We start from the raw sequence: 15752 nt of genomic DNA, 5'->3' as shown, positions 1-15752 counted from the left end.
CACCACTCCCGCGAGGTCGGAGCCGATGATGTGGTACGGCAGGTCATGGCGCTTGGCCAGGTCGCTGGTGCGGCCGTAGCGCTCCAGGAAGCCGAAGGTCGGAAGGGGTTCGAAGATCGCCGACCAGACGGAGTTGTAATTCACCGAACTGGCCATGACCGCCACCAGAGCCTCGCCAGGACCGGGCTGCGGAGTCGGAACCTCTTGGAGGTGCAGTGACTTGCGGGGATCCTTTTCTGCGGTAGCCATGCCCTCGAACATTCCGACGTCTTCCTTGCGCAGGACGCAGGCCCGATAGCTCGCCGGAACAGCGACGGCGGCGAAATCGTGGGCTGTCGCATGATCGGAGAGGATGGCTTCCAGTATGTCTTTCACGTTCAGATCCCTCTGAGTCTGTTATGTGTGTGGGAGTGGGGAGGAGGTCGCCGTCGGCTCGACAGCGCAGCACCGTCGACGCTGATTCCTGGATACGACGGTTGCAAAGCGCACATGACGCCGGAACTCGTCCGGTCTGCTTTCCACAAACCGGCGGATCGGCCAACTTCCCCTTATCGCAGATGCTGCGAGCCGGCGCCGGCCGCCGAGGCCCTCAGGTCCAGCGGGGCCTGTTCGACCGCGTGATCGGACGGCTTTACAACTGTCTCCGGCCCCGGCAGCAGCCGCGGCCATCGCCGGGCCACCACGCGGTGACCCACGGGCCGGGGGCCGGGCCGTGAGCGGCCTCAACCGCGGTGCATGGGTGACCGTGGGCACAGCCGGTTCAGATCGACCGTCGGATTCAGCGGTCGCTGCATTCCGGGCGAGTCGGTACCGAGTGCGTGGAACGCCGTGCCGGCGACCCGGTCAGCAGGCGTACGCGGACCTCACGTCGTCCCACGAGTCGTCCAGCCACGCCTCTCGCGCAAGAATTGCTCGATGCAACTTCTGCAACTTCAGCCCGGGCTCGACCCCCAGGTCCTGAACGAGGGTCTTTCGAATCCTGCCGTACTCTGCGAGCGATTCCGCGATGCGACCGCTGCGATAAAGAGCGATCATCAGGTGCCAGTAGAGATTCTCGCGGGTCGGCTGCTCATCAATGAGCGAGTAGAGTTCACCGATCAGTGAGTTGTGACGTCCGAGCTTGAGTTCGATCTCGAATTTCTGCTCGTAAGCGAAGGCGCGCTTCTCGTTCAACTGCCGGCACAGATTGTGGAAAAAGGGCACCGCGTGAAGATCTTCGAGGGCCGGACCGCGCCACAAAGCCAGGGCCGCGTTGAGGGCCTCCGCCGCCTCCTCAAGCTGGTCCTGCGCGTGGAGGCTGCGGAAGTGGCACAGCAGGGACTCGAATCGGCGCAGGTCAAGCGTCTGGCTGCACAGGTCCAGCCGGTACCCGGGCGGCTGCGTGACGATCAGCTTGGGATCGACTCCCACGCTCGACAGATATTTCCGCAGCTGCGAAACGTACACGTGCAGCGCTGTGGTGGCGCTCTGTGGAGGCGTCCCGGACCAGAGGGCTTCGATGAGGCGGTCCATCGAAACGGGCCGTGTGCTGTGCATGCACAGGTAAGCCAGGAGTGAGCGCAGCTTGAGCGCTCGAGGGCTTACGCGCTGCCCGTCTTTCGTTTCGATTTCCAATGGTCCGAGTATCTGAAACTGCATCTTTCCCCCGTAATGTGACCCTGTGGAAACATCGCGTAAATCCGCACGGTTGCACGCTGTCGAGCCCAAACGTTTCGGCGGAGCGCCCCGCCCCTCCGTCCGTGTTCGTAAGCCCGAAGCTCCGACCCTCAGCCCAGCGCCCCCCGAATAGACCCGCCTAGCGAACTAGACGCTCCGCGCACCTCTCCGTGCCGATGCGGCTACGTACCGCAACAAGACGACACACACCGGCGCGGCGTTCGGTGCGCACTCTCGCCGCACCAGGCGAAAGCCCAAGTGCTTCAGCACAGAGACCTCTGGCCGGCACTCCTCGAGCGCACCATGCGACGCATCTTGGAAACTAGACGCCTCCTACCGTCGCGCTAGTTGGCTAGACGCGAGGTGAATGTACGCGGCGACCACTCCGGCCTGTCAAGTAAATTTGATGCGAATCTGAGGTTGGTTGCGACCATATCTAGCGAAGGAGACAATGAGACGCGGACGGACACCCGTCCGCGACCACACAGGCGGAGGGAGGCTGACGGATGAGCGGCAGGGGCTCGGCGAACAGTCGGCGTACGATTGCTCAGAGACTGGACTACCTAATCGGCGCGATCCATCCCGCGGGACGTGGGCCCTTCACGTACCACGAGATCGCCGAACTGATCAGGGACCGTGCCGGCGAAGGAGACCCCACGGTCTCCCACGGCACCGTCCAGGCGATCCGTACCGGCAAGGTCACCAACCCCAGCGTCGACTCGCTCCGCGCACTGGCTGACTTCTTCGGCGTGCCGACCGCCTACTTCCTTGATGACGACGTCTCAGAAGCCGTTGAGGACCGGATCCGGGAGATCAAGGAGAGCGCTGAAGCGGCCGAAGCCGCCGATGAACTTGCCGACGTCCTGCAGGACCACGAGGTTCGCGCCGTGGCGTTCCGCCTCGGCGGCTTGTCAGCTCGGTCGATTCGCGGAATCAAGAGCATCGTCGAGGGGTTCCGTCAAGCCGAGGGTCTGTCCGAGGTCAAGCTTCCCCCGTCGAGACATCGTCGCGGGTAGTTCGCAAGCACCGTATCGGCGCGAGTGTCCGACCGGACTGTGCCTGTGTCTGTGCCGGGAAATGGCGGGGGAGCCAAGTATGAGGTGGTGGAGGCGCGGGCGCGGCGTCGTGCACACGGAAGTTGCGGACGGGCTGATCATCCCTCAGCCGTTCAACCTGGAGGTCTTCTGCGCGAACATCTCTGCACAACGAGGACGTCCGCTCCTCGTACTTCCCCTCGACGGCCCGGCTGGTACCGACCTGCCGTGCGGCATCTGGGTGGGCCTCGACACGGCGGATCTGGTGTTCTACGAGGCCGGGGCCGCGGACATACTCAAGATCCAGATCGTCCTGCACGAGATCGCCCACATGCTGCTCGGCCACGTCTCGCCTCAGCTGCACGTCAGCGGTGATGCCGACGAGGAACTCGTCACCGTCTCGGAGCACTTCCGGCGTTTTCTGGCGTGCACCAGCGACTTCGAAGAGGGATCGCATCCCGATTCATCCATCGCCAAGGCTATGCGTGCCGAGGCCGCCCGGATCAAAGTGGCCGCCACCAGACCCACGTCCAGCGACATCGAACTGGGGCTGTCCACCGACCGCATCCTTCACCTTCTGGGCCGCACCAAGTTCATGGACCGGCAGGAGGAGGAGGCAGAGACCCTGGCAACCCTCATCCTTGAACGCGCCAGCCGCAACGAGGCCATCTCTACGTCAGACGACGCGTCGGACGTCCTTGCCCGCCTCAACGACGCTCTCGGCCACCCAGGGGGAAGGACGTGACAGCTGTAAAGGGCATCACTCTGATCATGCTGTGGGCCGTGGCGGCCTGGCGCCTGCCCGGCGCCATCCGCACACCCAGGCAGCGTGCACTGTGCGTCGCCTTCGCGTCGATTGCGGTGGCGATGACCCTCGGGGTGCCGGCCGTCATGCACGCGGCTGACGCCTTGTGCGGCGTCCACAACTTGGCCACCCTGGGCAAGAACCTGTTCGGCATCGTCGCATCCGCCGCGATTCTTGACTTTGTCACCGTTATCACCCGGCCCGAGTCCGCCTCCGGCTTACGCCGAGTCCTCATTCCGGCATCCGCGATCACCATGACGTCACTGGCTGTCCTCTTCGCGTTCACCTCTCGGCCAGAGGAATCTGACAACTTCTTCGAGACGAACATGGGGTCTGCCTCGGGCACCGCCTACTACATGGTCTGCTTCGGGTCTCTCGCGCTGGCCATGGCTGTGGCCACTCGGCTGTTCTGGGGAAGCAGCAGACATGCGGGCGCCCGATGGCTGCGCTGGGGCCTGCGGACACTCGGGGCGGGCAGTGCCTTCGGACTGCTGTACAGCCTCTTCCGCACCATCCTGATGCTGTTGGGCCTGTCGCACACCGGCATCGAGGCCGCGTGGACCAACCAGGTCGCCGACATCCTCCAGTACACCTCCATCTCGCTGATCATCCTGGGAAGTTCCATACCTGCCATCGGCGTCCGGTGGCGTGTGCTGCGTGACTGGCGGTCGCTGCGAGACATCCGTCCACTGTGGGCAGTGCTCACCAGGGCCGTTCCCCACGTCGTGTTGGACATCCAGTCCATGCGTCCCGGCCCGCGGGTCCGGCTGCACCGAGCAGTGATCGAGATCCGTGACGCCACTCTGGTGCTGGCAGGCTATGCCTCACCGGACCTTCGCGAACGAGCCGACGCTGCAGCCGACCAGCACGAACCCACCCCCGATCAGAGGTCCGCCCTGGCCGAGGCCATCTGGCTGCACACGGCCGTTGCCGCCAAGCTCGCCGGCACATCACCGGCACCGGCAGGCAATGCGCAACCGAGTCCCCAGCTCCCTGCGGATTTCGACTTCGACGTCGAGGTCGACAGGCTCCGGGCCATCAGCGACGCCTATCATTCGCCCGCGGTCCATGCCCCGGCCGCGTCTGCCGCCTCCACCACCGGCACTCCTGTAACCACCGCATCCGATCAGGACATCGCGTGACATCCAGAGATGGGAGGTTCTCGCCGGACCTGACTGCCACGCGGTCGTCGTCGGCACCGGACGGCAGGGCGCGGGCGAGCGCGGCGGCCCCCCTGGTGACCGCCGGTTCCATGCCCGGAGCCGGACCGGATCGCCGCAAGGGCCGACACCGGGGTGCCCGCGCTCGATGCCGACCGGTGGCTGTACACCTCCCGCCCCCCGCCCAAGGGCACGTCCTCACACCACGGGGCCGCTCTCGACTGCCTGCCCGGCCTGAGCGGCCATGCGGCGCAGCCACATGTGGGCCGGTTCCCGCTCATGGAGGGGATGCCACCACAGGGACTCCACCAAGTGGCCGATCTCGAAGCCGGGTTGGACGACGGTGATCGGTTGTCCGGAGAGGTCGGGGATCGCGACCCGCTCGGGCATCAGGCCGATCCGGTCGGTCCCCGCGACCAGGTGGGGAATGGCCAGGAAGTTCTCCGTGACGATCTCCGCGCGCGGTTCGATGCCCTCGGCGTGCAGGCGGTTCAGGGGGGAGAAGACCGGTGACGGGTGACGGTAGGGCAACACCCAAGGGCGTTCCGACAGTTCCTGCCGCCCGAGGACGGCCGGGGCGCGGTCGGCGGACACGACGCACACCCAGCGGTCCTTGTAGAGGTCGAAGGTGGGGATGTTCGACAGGATGCCCTGGGGCAGGACGAGGGCGTCCACCGTGCGCAGGTTGTCCAGCGCCTGCTGCACGACCCGTTCGGTGCTGTGCTGGAACCGCAGCCGCACGTTCGGCGCGGCGGTGCCGACCAGGTCGGCCAAGGCCCGCCCGAACGTGGGCAGCTGACAGTCGGCCATGATCACGGTGAACTCGTGCCGGGCCTGGGTGGGATCGAAGCCGGGGCGCGTCTGGAGAACCCGGTCCGCCCAGCTCAGGGCCTGCTCGGTGTGTTCCACCAGTCGTTCCGCCAGAGGGGTCAGCTCGTAGCTGTTGCCCACCCTGACGAGGAGTTCGTCGCCGTAGTGCCGGCGCAGCCGGGCCAGGGCCGCGCTCAGCGTGGGCTGGCTCAGACCGAGCCGTTGTGCTGCGCGCGTCACACTGCGCTCCTGGAGGAGCGCGTCCAGCGGTGGCAGCAGGTTGAGGTCCAGCGTCACGGCACCCACCTAGATGATCATCAGCCCGGTCTATGTCGAGCATAGGTGATTTCGGCTTCCCTGATCCCGGGGCGGACGCAAGAGTGGTGGCACGGCTCGGCGGGACCTCGTGTCAGACGAACCGCCACCACCCCAGACGTTCGCGTTCTCGGGCCTGCACCGATCGATGCAGGTGTTCCGAGCCCATCAAGGAGGCGACAATGCCGTCGTTCCACGTCCTGATCGCCGGCGGAGGCATCGGAGGGCTCTGTCTGGCGCAGGGTCTTCGCCGCGCCGGCATCAGCTGCACCGTCCACGAGAGCGCGCCGGGCATCGGGCGGGCCGGCTACCGCCTGCACATGAACGGCGCGGGTGGCCGCGCTCTCCAGCAGTGCCTGCCCGACAACCTCTTCGAGCTCTACATGCAGACCTCGCGCGAGACGCCGCGCCGTGAGGTCATGGTCATGCTCGATCACCAGACCCGCGAACTCGGCGCTCGCCCCCACATCGGCCCGCCCAACGACCCGCGGCGGCCCCACACAGCGGTCAACCGGCGCACGCTGCGCCAGATCATGGGCCTGGGCCTGGAGGACATCGTCCGCTACGACAGCACCGTCACCGGCTTCGAGACGGACGGCGAGAAGGTGCGGGTGCTGCTCGACGACGGCACGAGCGAGACCGGGGACGTCCTGGTGGGCGCCGACGGCATCAACTCCGTCGTGCGCAGGCAGTTGCTGCCCGGTGTCCCGGTCGTGGACACCGGAATGCGCGGCCTGTACTCCACCGCACCGCTGACCGACGATCTGGCGGCGAGTCTGCCCGAGGCACTGTTCGACGGTTTCGCCGCAGCCGTGGGGCCGAACGGCGCGATGTTCGCGTACGGCGTGTACCGGCCGCGCAGGCCGGTCGCCGAGGCGGTGGCCGAACTGGCGCCCGGCGCCCCCGTCGATCCCGTCGATCCCTACATCATGGTCAACCTAGGCCTTCCGCCCGGCAGCCCTGTCGCCGCCGGGGCTCCCGACCTGTGGCACAGCTCCGCCGAAACCCTGCACGCGCTGATGCGCACCGCGGTACGGGGCTGGGATCCCGCCCTGGCCGGACTCGTCGAGCACATCGACACGTCGACGATCTTCCCGGTGTCCACGCGTCACCTGCAGCCGGCGGATCCCTGGCCGGCCGGCCGCGTCACCCTGCTCGGAGACGCGATCCACGCCATGCCCCCCTCGTTCGGCTCCGGCGCCAACACGGCACTGCGCGACGCCGCGGCACTCGCCCGGGCCCTGGAGCGCGCCGCCCACGGCGGCACTCCCGTGGCGGAGGCCGTGGCCGAGTACGAGACCGAGATGCGCGCCGAGGTCTTCCCCATCCTGCGCGCCTCGGCCGACCCGCGGGCCGCCGACACCGACTTCCTGCCCGACGACCTCCCCGTCAGTCACACCTGATCGCCGCCTCCCCGCCACGAGCCGCACCACGAGGAGAACCATGCCCGTCACCGAAGACATCGAGTTCCGCGTATCGGAACTGACCCTGCGGGGCAAACTGTTCCGCCCGGCCGACGGCCCCGAACGCCCGCCCGTCGCGATCCTGCAGGGCGGCCTGGGCGGCCCCGCGGAATCCATGTTCGCCATGGCCCAGGGCTTCACCGACGCCGGTCTGGCCTGCCTGATATACGACCACCGCAACACCGGTTACAGTGACGGCGAACCCCGTCAGCAGTTCGATCCCTGGCAGCAGTGCCGGGACCTGCGCGACGTCATCACCCATCTGACCCTGCGCGAGGACGTCGACCCCGGCCGCATCGCCCTGTGGGGCATCAGCATCGGGGGCGCCAACTCCCTCTTCACGGCCGCCACCGACCGCCGGGTCAAAGCCGTCGTCAGCATCATCCCCCCGGTCAGCGGCTGGAGCGCGCGCACCCTCCAACCGGCCGACACGCTCGCGGAGCTGGAAGCTCTCATCCCCGCCGACCGTCAGGCCCAGCTCCGCGGTGAGCCCGCCGCGAGCATCCGCCTGCACGGCGTCCCGGAACCCGGGGACCCGGTCATGTTCAGCGACCAGGAGGGCCTGGAGTTCGTCGAGAACATGATCCACCACCTGCCCAGCTTCCGGAACGAGATCACCATCTCGACCCTCGACCGCATCTTCGAGATGGAGGTGCGCGCCTACGCCGAACGCATCACCGCCCCGGTCCTGATGATCCTCGCCTCCAAGGACACCGTCGCCCCCGTCGAGGAGGCCCGCGAGATGTACGAGCGGATCCCCGACCCGAAGGAGGTCATCGAGTACCCGGGCCAGCACTACGAGATCCTCTCGCACCACTTCTCCGAGATCGTCACCCGCAGCGCCGACTGGCTGGCCGCCACCCTGCGCGGCTGACCGCCCCACGCTCCGCTCCCGTCCGGTCCGCCGCAGCCCGCGTGGCCCGGCGGACCGACCCTCATCCCCCGAACACAGAGAGGTGTGGTCGATGCGTCTGCTCGGACTTGCCTGCGGGCAGGAGGACGGCAGTGCCGAGGTCCTGCTGAAGGCCGCGCTCACAGCGGCCGCGCGCGAGGGGACAGCCGTCGAGATGGTGCGGCTGAACGACCTGTCCCTGGTGACCGCCGCCACCGCGGACGCCGGGGACGACGCGGCCTGGTTCTGCGACCGGCTGCTCGACGCGGACGGCGTGATCGTCAGCTCCCCCACCTACACCCGCAGCGCGCCGGGCGCGCTGAAGCTCCTCATCGACCGCGCCTTCGGTCCGCGCACGGACGTGGTCTTCGTCCGTGAGGCCCTCGCCCGTCGCGAACACGGCCCGGCCGAGCAGGAGGAACCTCGCGTCCTTCTGGGCCTCGACACGGCCCCCGATCCGCGGGTCCTCAAGCCGCGCGTGGCCGGCTTCATCGCCGTGGGCGGCTGCCCGTCACCTCACTGGCGCACGCTGACCCTGCCCACTCTGCACGCCCTGGCCTTCCCCCTGCACCTGGCCGTCGCCGACCAGATGGAAGTCCGCACCCCCGGCGGCCTGGGCGGCACAGCCACCGACCAAGCGGCTGTGCTGCGCGCCGAGCGGCTGGGCGGCGCGGTCGCCCGGCAGCTCGGTCTCCCCCACGACGAGGTCCAATTCCTGGGGGAGCCCGGCACCTGCCCGATGTGCCACCTCGACCTGATCGTGCTGCGCGGCGACCGCGCCGAATGCGGCACCTGTGGGGCCGCGGGCCGTTTCGTCGTCGAGGACGGCGACGTCCGGGTCGACTTCTCCCCCGCCGGCACCGCTTCCTCCGTCCACACCCTCACGGAGCTGGAGGAGCACTACCGGGAACTGCTGAGCGCCGCCTCACTGGAGCCGGACCCCCAGGACATCGACAAGCACGCGGCCGCGTTCCGCGACAGCGTCCCCGTCCTGCGCCCACCGCGGCCGTAGACGACCGTACGCGGGCTCTCCCCCGACACCGGCGCGCCCCACTCGTCGCGCACCTCGACCGCTGAAGCGAACGCAGCGGCTGCCCCCATCCGCGGCGGCCGCGCGCGGCAGGCAACCCTGACGCCCGCGGCCGCCGACCGACGCACCTCTTGCAGGCCGCTGATCACGGGCCTGTCGGTGTACGTGGTGGCAGGTGCCCTGTGCGCCCTCGCCCCGGATCCGGTGCTCATCGGCATGCGTCTGATCCAGGGCCTGGCGGGGGCCGCCGGCATCGTCATCGCCCGGGCCGTCGTGCGTGACGAGGTCATCGGAAAGATATGGACCTGGGCGGGTCACAAAAACGCCCAGGTCAGAGCCGGATCATCGACTCTCTGCCCCGTCTGCGGGCGCCCAGGGCGTCAAATGAGCGTCATGACCGACAGTCCATCCCTCCCTTTTGGGCGGAAGATGCCGCCGCGACCAGCTCACCTGCACGAGCCGGCTCCCGCTCACTCCTCAAGCTGTGGCCGGTATGCGCACACTCGTCGGCGCCGTACCGTGCACACCCTGTGGGAAGACGCTTCCCCGAAGCTCGCGTACCCGCACCCGGGCGGCGGCGTGACGGACATACCGAAGCCGTACACGGCTCCTGGCGCGAATCTGCCCCGTGAGGGCTGCCCTGTCTCCACAGCGGTCTCGAACTGAGGGCGGCGTGCAGGGCCGTGATGGGCTTCCAGGAGAACCGCCGACACGTTCGCGTGCGTCGTGATCTACGGTGCCATCAGTCGCCTACGCCGGGGAGGGCCCGTGGAGCGGACCAGTACAGCGTTCGCCGAGCGAATTGCCGAGCAGAGGAGGGGAGTCGGTGACCCCCGGGCGCTGGTCGGTGAGATGCGGCGCTCGGTCCTTCTGGTGCCTGTGGCCGATGGGGGCCTGTGGTCGGCGTGGTCGGGCGGGGTGCGGTGGATCTGCGGGTTCACCGACGAGGCCGCACTGGCCCGGTTCGCTCTGCTGCACGGATCCGGTGATCAGCCCATGGGCTACGCGGCGCTGCTGGGCGCGCGCATCGTCGACGAGGTCGTGCCCTCCCTGGACGAACCAGCCGGCCTGGCCGTCGACATCGCCACCGAGGACGGGTCGATGTTCTTCCCACCGGTCGTCGGCATCGTTGCGAACGACGTCGCCGTCGACTCCGGAGAGGCCAAGGAGGGACGCGGCCATGGGCGTTGACGGGGCCGATCTGCAGTTCGACAAGGCGTCTGTCGCGAAGTTCACGCAGGGTGTGGGCGCGACCATCGACGGGCTCGGTGATCTGGGCGGCGCCACCGGCTCGGTGATGGGCAAGGGCTTTTCGGAGCTGGCGATGACCGGGATGGAGGCCGGGCACCACGGCCTCTCGGTCGACTTCGAGGACTTCTGCGAACGCTGGGAGTGGGGTGTGCGGGCCCTCGTGGGCGACGCCAGCGCGCTCGCGAACCGCCTCGGACTGGCGGCGGGCACCCAGTGGGAGCACGACCAGTACGTCGAGGGCACGCTGAAGGTGGGCGTCAACTCCGTGATGGGCGGCAACCCGCACGCCACGGAGGAGGAGATCGCCCAGCAGGGCTGGGGTGACATCGTCACGCCGGACTACCTGAACCCGGACTGGAGCGCGGAGTCGTTCGACAAGGCGGGTGAGGACATCGAGCAGACGTGGAAGGACACCGGCCGCACGGTTCTCACCGAGGGCGAGGGCGGCCGGCGGTCGCAGGCGATCATCGACGCGTCGGGGGTCTCCGAGGAGCAGTGGAACCAGGCGCTGGACGACACCTTCGGCCCGTCGCCGGAGGAACGCGCCCAGCAGGCGCAGCAGCAGGGTGAGTCCGGGGGGAACTGACGGTGGGTATAGGCGACTTCCTCAGCGACGTCACGCCCGACTCGGTCGAGAACGCGATCGAGGACGGTGTCGAGTGGGCCGGCAACCGGGTCGAGGACGCCGGCAACTGGACCGCCGACCGGCTGCAGGACGTCGGCTGGGAGTCCGGCTCGGACTGGGTGCGCGAGCAGTCCCGTTCGGTCGCCAACCGCATGGGCGCCGAGGTCGACGAGATGGACCTCGGGCAGACCGAGGACAAGACCAAGCTGATCTACGGCAGCCCGAGCAAAGTCACCGCCACCGCCGACAAACTCCGGGCCTTCCAGACGGCCTTCGACGACGCCGGTGACGGCCTGAAAGGGCTGGACTCCTCCCGGCTCAAGGGCGAGACGGCCGAAGCCCTGCGCACCGCGGTGAGCACCCAGCCACCCAAGTGGTACGCCGCCGCCGACGCCTGCGCGAAGGCGCTCGGCGCGCTCGACGCCTTCGCCGGCACCATCACCTGGGCACAGGCGCAGGCCCAGACGGCGATCGACAAGTGGAAGGAGGGTGTCAAGGCCTCCGAGGACGCCGCCGACGCCCACCGCAAGAAGGTCGACGCCTACAACAGCGCCGTCGACCGCTACAACGCCCAGCCCGCCGACAAGCGCGACCCGGCCTCGCTCCCGCCCAGGCCCGCCTCGACGTTCGACGACCCCGGCAAAAAGCTGATGCAGGAGGCGCAGGACATCCTCGCCGACGCCCGCAAGCAGCGGAACTCGGCGGCGGAGACGGCACGCACCGCGGTCCGCGCCGCCCGCGACATGGCCCCGCAGAAGCCCTCCTACGCCGAGCAACTGGCAGGCGGGTTCCAGGAGTTCCAGATCATGGGCGACCACGTCGGCGGCGGCATCATCAAGGGCACGGCGGGCATCCTCAACTTCGTCCGCAGCGTCAACCCCGTCGACCCGTACAACATCACGCACCCGGCCGAGTACGCGACCTCCCTCAACAGCCTCGCCGCCGGGCTGATCGTCGCCGGAAACGACCCGGTCGGCACCGGCAAGCAGATGATCGGCGACTTCATGAAGGACCCGGCCGAGGGCTTCGGCCGGCTGATCCCCGACCTCGCACTGACAGCCGCCACCGGTGGCGGCGGCGCCGCGGTCAAGGGCATCCGCATCGCCGAGGAGGCGTCCGACCTCGCAAAGGCGCGCCGACTGCTCGACGACGCCCCCGACGGCACCCACAACCGCCCCGACGGCGAGCGCACCACCGACGGCACCGACCCCGTCGACCTCGCCTCCGGCCGGATGTTCCTCCCCCAGACCGACGTCGAAATCCCCGGCATCCTGCCACTGGTCTTCACCCGCCGCACCGAATCCGGCTGCGCGGTCGGCCGCTTCCTCGGCCCCTCCTGGACCTCCACCATCGACGAACACCTGCGCATCGACGCCATCGGCGTCGTCCACGTCACCGCCGACGGCCTCCTCATCCCCTACCCGCACCCGGTCCCCGGCGCCCCCACCACCCCCTCATCGGGCAGAGCCCGCACCCTGCTGGCCCGCGACGCCGACGGCGACTACACGCTCACCGACCCCGACAGCGGCCTGACCTTCCACTTCACCGCCCCGCCCGACAGCGAACCGGGAGGCGACGGCGAGGCCTGGCTGTCCGCCATCACCGAACGCAACGGCCACACCATCACCGTCGACCGCGGCGAGGACGGCCTGCCGCTGGCCCTGGTCCACTCGGCGGGCCACCAGGTGAAGCTGACCACCGCCGACGGCCTGGTCACCGCCCTGTCCCTCGCCGACGCGGGCGAAGGCGGCGCGGACCTGCCCCTGATGAACTACGGCTACCAGGACGGCAACCTCACCACCGTCACCAAACCCTCCGGCGCCGCCACCACCTTCGTCTACGACGACCGCCGCCGCGTCATCGCCTGGATCGACTCCAACAACAGCCGCTACGACTACACCTACGACGACCGCGACCGCGTCATCGCCGAAGGCGGCGAAGCAGGCCACGTCCAGATCACCCTCACCTACACCGAATCCGACCCCGAGACAGGCCACCGGACGACGATCCTGACCACCGCCGACGGCCGGGCCACCCGGCACCTGATCGGCCCCGGCTGCCGCCTCCTGGCCACCACCGACCCTCTCGGCAACACCACCCGGTTCCACTACGGCCCGAGCGGCGACCTGCAGTTCCGCACGGACCCACTGGGCCGCACCACTGCGTTCTCCTACGACGAGGAGGGCCGGCTTGTCACGGTCACACGTCCCGACGGCACCGAACTCCGCGTCGTACGCGCCCCGTCCGGCCTGCCCACGGAGCGTCACGATCCGGATGGCGCCCGGTGGCTCCAGGAGTTCGACGAGCGGGGAAACCGCACGGCGGTCACCGATCCCGCCGGCCGTACCATCAGCTACACCTACGACGAGTCCGGTCTCCTGACGTCTGTCACCGATGCCCTGGAGGCCACCACCGTCGTGCGCTGCGACGAGGCAGGCCGCCCGGTGGAGGTGACCGCCCCTGACGGCGGCACCACCCGCTTGGAACGCGACGCCCTCGGCAGGCCGGTCCGCATCACCGACCCGGTAGGCGGCGTCACCCGCCTTCAGTGGCACGCCGACGGGCAACTCGCCCGACGCACCGGCCCCGACGGCGCTACCGAGTCATGGACCTACGACGGCGAGGGCAACTGTCTCACCCACACTGATGCGGCGGGCGGAGTGTCCCGCTTCGAATACACCCACTTCGACCTCCTCGCCGCCCGCACTCAGCCCGACGGCGCACGGTACGAGTTCGAGCACGACACGGGTCTGCGGCTCACCCGGGTCACTGACCCGCAGGGGCTCGTCTGGACGTACGGGTACGACCGGGCTGACCGGCTCGTGTCCGAGACCGACTTCGACGGCCGCACCGTCACCTACGGCCTCGACGCCGCCGGACAGGTCACCACCCGGACCGATCACCTCGGCGGCGTGGCCGCATACGCGTACGACGAACTCGGCCGGATGGTCCGCAAGGAGGTCGCGGGCCGGGCCACTGTCCACGCCTACGACCGGGCCGGACGCCTGATTCAGGCGTCGAGTCCCGACAGCGAACTGGTGCGCCGCTACGACCGGTGCGGCCGGCTCAAGACCGAACTCGTCGACGGCCGTGCCCTCGACCACGCCTACGACCCCGCCGGCCGCCGGATCCGTCGCACCACCCCTACCGGACTGGTCACGAGCTACGCCTACGATGCCGCGGGTCGCCCCATCCGGGTAACCTCCGGAGGCCACGACATCACCTTCACGCACGATGCGGCCGGACGCGAAGTGGAACGGGTCTTCGCTGGCATCGTCACCCAGGCGTCCGTCTGGGACGAGGCCGGCCGGCTGTCGGGCCAGCACCTCATGGCTGGTTCCCGCACCCTCAACCGGCGCACGTACGCCTACCGCGCCGACGGCCGTCTCACCGCAACGTCCGACTGGGTGTCGGGGGCGCGAACTTTCGACCTCGACCCGGCCGGCCGGGTCACCGCCGTTCACGCACGCGGCTGGAGCGAGCGGTACGCATACGATGCGAGCGGCAACCAGACCTCGGCCGCTTGGCCCGACTCACACCCCGGCCACGAGGCCACCGGCCCTCGCGCCTACACCGGCACGACCGTCACGCGTGCGGGTGACATCCGCTTCGAGCACGACGCCCTCGGCCGCGTCACCCTGCGCCAGAAGGTCCGGCTCTCCCGCAAACCGGACACCTGGCGCTACACGTGGGACGCCGAGGACCGCCTCATCTCCGTGGTCACCCCCGACGACACCCACTGGCGCTACCGCTACGATCCCCTGGGCCGGCGCACTGCCAAGCAGCGCCTGGCGGCGGACGGCAAAACCATTGCAGAGGAGATCCGCTTCACCTGGGACGGCCTGACCCTCTGCGAACAGACCACCGTTTCCAGCGACCTGCCTCGTCCGGTAGCGCTCACCTGGGAGCACCGCGGCCTCACGCCTCTCGCACAAACCGAGCGCATCCTCACCCCGGACGCCCGTCAGGAGGAGGTCGACCGGCGCTTCTTCGCCGTGGCCACCGACCTGCTCGGCACTCCCACCGAACTGGTCGACGAGTCCGGGCGCATCGCCTGGCGCGCCCGCACCACTCTGTGGGGAACGACCGCCTGGTCCCGCTCCAGCACGACCTACACCCCCCTTCGCTTCCCCGGCCAGTACTACGACCCAGAGACCGGCCTCCACTACAACCTCTTCCGTCACTACGACCCGGAGACCGGCCGGTACACGTCTCCGGACCCTCTGGGGCTCTCGCCGGCGCCGAACCCGGTCGCCTACGTGACCAACCCGCACACCGTTTGCGACCCATTCGGCCTGTCGCCGTACCCGAACGGCGACGGCCCGGCCATCGGCGAGTACACCTCCAAAGGCGAGGGACAGGATCTCAAACGCTCCGCCATGGTGGGCGACGACCAGTGGCACTTCAACACCGGCCACGGCTACGACCGAGCCCACACCGGCCCGGACGGAACCACGAACGATCTGCGGACCACCAACTTGAAACCCAACCAGATTGAACAAGCAATTGTCTCCGATGTGTACGCGTACATGAGGGACGGCGGGGTCGTTCCCCGCGCCAGGACCCCCGAGTTCAGCGGCCCGCTCGACAGGTCGGTGCAGATCGACGGGCACGACGTCGGCTACCGGGTCATTCAGCGGCCCGACGGCGCCTACCAACTGTCCACCTACTGGCTGAATCCGTAGGGACGGGTCCCCCGAGCTCGGCACCG

11 protein-coding genes and 2 pseudogenes are annotated in these 15752 nt (G+C 68.9%); 10 read left to right on the top strand and 3 right to left on the bottom strand.

Annotation, left to right across the window (positions count from 1 at the left end):
• Positions 1-381 (bottom strand): annotated as a pseudogene (locus ADK65_RS37575) (crotonyl-CoA carboxylase/reductase); the annotation flags it as partial.
• Positions 382-843: 462 nt separating this feature from the next.
• The gene (locus tag ADK65_RS29970) at positions 844-1638 is read right to left on the bottom strand and encodes an AfsR/SARP family transcriptional regulator (protein ID WP_053674121.1); all 795 of its coding nucleotides are present in this window, start codon (positions 1636-1638) and stop codon (positions 844-846) included.
• 524 nt (positions 1639-2162) lie between these two features.
• On the opposite strand from ADK65_RS29970, the gene ADK65_RS29965 reads away from it, so the two are divergent.
• From ADK65_RS29965 to ADK65_RS29955, 3 genes are all read left to right on the top strand, one after another.
• Positions 2163-2672 (top strand): helix-turn-helix domain-containing protein, encoded by a 510-nt coding sequence (locus ADK65_RS29965; protein ID WP_053674120.1) that lies wholly within the window; start codon positions 2163-2165, stop codon positions 2670-2672.
• 259 nt (positions 2673-2931) lie between these two features.
• The gene (locus ADK65_RS29960; RefSeq protein ID WP_234353001.1) at positions 2932-3435 is read left to right on the top strand and encodes a hypothetical protein; all 504 of its coding nucleotides are present in this window, start codon (positions 2932-2934) and stop codon (positions 3433-3435) included.
• Positions 3432-4637 (top strand): MAB_1171c family putative transporter, encoded by a 1206-nt coding sequence (locus ADK65_RS29955; protein ID WP_053674118.1) that lies wholly within the window; start codon positions 3432-3434, stop codon positions 4635-4637. The genes ADK65_RS29960 and ADK65_RS29955 overlap by 4 nt, the downstream gene beginning before the upstream one ends.
• Positions 4638-4853: 216 nt before the next feature.
• Here the strand turns inward: ADK65_RS29955 and ADK65_RS29950 are convergent, their stop codons facing one another.
• On the bottom strand, positions 4854-5771 hold the full coding sequence (locus tag ADK65_RS29950) for a LysR family transcriptional regulator (RefSeq protein WP_053674117.1): 918 nt from the start codon (positions 5769-5771) through the stop codon (positions 4854-4856).
• 191 nt (positions 5772-5962) lie between these two features.
• On the opposite strand from ADK65_RS29950, the gene ADK65_RS29945 reads away from it, so the two are divergent.
• The 7 genes and pseudogenes from ADK65_RS29945 to ADK65_RS39665 all read left to right on the top strand — a co-directional run bounded on the left by ADK65_RS29945 (position 5963) and on the right by ADK65_RS39665 (position 15726).
• Complete coding sequence (locus tag ADK65_RS29945; RefSeq protein ID WP_053674116.1) at positions 5963-7183, top strand: FAD-dependent oxidoreductase; 1221 nt, start codon at positions 5963-5965, stop codon at positions 7181-7183.
• Between the two features lie 40 nt (positions 7184-7223).
• A complete protein-coding gene (locus tag ADK65_RS29940) occupies positions 7224-8117 on the top strand; it encodes an alpha/beta hydrolase (RefSeq protein WP_053674115.1) in 894 nt (297 codons plus the stop codon).
• A gap of 91 nt (positions 8118-8208) precedes the next feature.
• Positions 8209-9147: an NAD(P)H-dependent oxidoreductase gene (locus ADK65_RS29935; protein WP_053674114.1), complete on the top strand. Its 939-nt coding sequence runs from the start codon at positions 8209-8211 to the stop codon at positions 9145-9147.
• A gap of 144 nt (positions 9148-9291) precedes the next feature.
• Positions 9292-9447 (top strand): annotated as a pseudogene (locus ADK65_RS39485) (MFS transporter); the annotation flags it as partial.
• A gap of 486 nt (positions 9448-9933) precedes the next feature.
• Complete coding sequence (locus ADK65_RS29930) at positions 9934-10356, top strand: hypothetical protein (RefSeq protein ID WP_199825731.1); 423 nt, start codon at positions 9934-9936, stop codon at positions 10354-10356.
• Entirely contained in the window at positions 10346-11002 is a 657-nt protein-coding gene (locus ADK65_RS29925; RefSeq protein ID WP_053674112.1) for a hypothetical protein, read from the top strand. The genes ADK65_RS29930 and ADK65_RS29925 overlap by 11 nt, the downstream gene beginning before the upstream one ends.
• A 2-nt stretch (positions 11003-11004) precedes the next feature.
• Positions 11005-15726 carry a putative T7SS-secreted protein gene (locus ADK65_RS39665; protein ID WP_078956214.1) on the top strand — a complete coding sequence of 1574 codons (4722 nt, stop codon included), beginning with the start codon at positions 11005-11007 and terminating at the stop codon, positions 15724-15726.
• Positions 15727-15752: the final 26 nt, after the last annotated feature.

The organism is Streptomyces sp. NRRL B-1140 (assembly GCF_001280065.1).
In the GTDB taxonomy this organism is placed as follows: Bacteria; Actinomycetota; Actinomycetes; order Streptomycetales; family Streptomycetaceae; genus Streptomyces.
Note: the sequence above shows the minus strand (reverse complement) of the source record. Positions and strands in the feature narration are given on the sequence as shown.

Bases quoted from the DNA above. Each gene is read 5' to 3' on its own strand.
- ADK65_RS29925 (WP_053674112.1), top strand. From the start codon at position 10,346: ATGGGCGTTGACGGGGCCGATCTGCAGTTCGACAAGGCGTCTGTCGCG.
- ADK65_RS29970 (WP_053674121.1), bottom strand. From the start codon at position 1,638: ATGCAGTTTCAGATACTCGGACCATTGGAAATCGAAACGAAAGACGGG.
- ADK65_RS29945 (WP_053674116.1), top strand. From the start codon at position 5,963: ATGCCGTCGTTCCACGTCCTGATCGCCGGCGGAGGCATCGGAGGGCTC.
- ADK65_RS29935 (WP_053674114.1), top strand. From the start codon at position 8,209: ATGCGTCTGCTCGGACTTGCCTGCGGGCAGGAGGACGGCAGTGCCGAG.
- ADK65_RS29965 (WP_053674120.1), top strand. From the start codon at position 2,163: ATGAGCGGCAGGGGCTCGGCGAACAGTCGGCGTACGATTGCTCAGAGA.
- ADK65_RS29940 (WP_053674115.1), top strand. From the start codon at position 7,224: ATGCCCGTCACCGAAGACATCGAGTTCCGCGTATCGGAACTGACCCTG.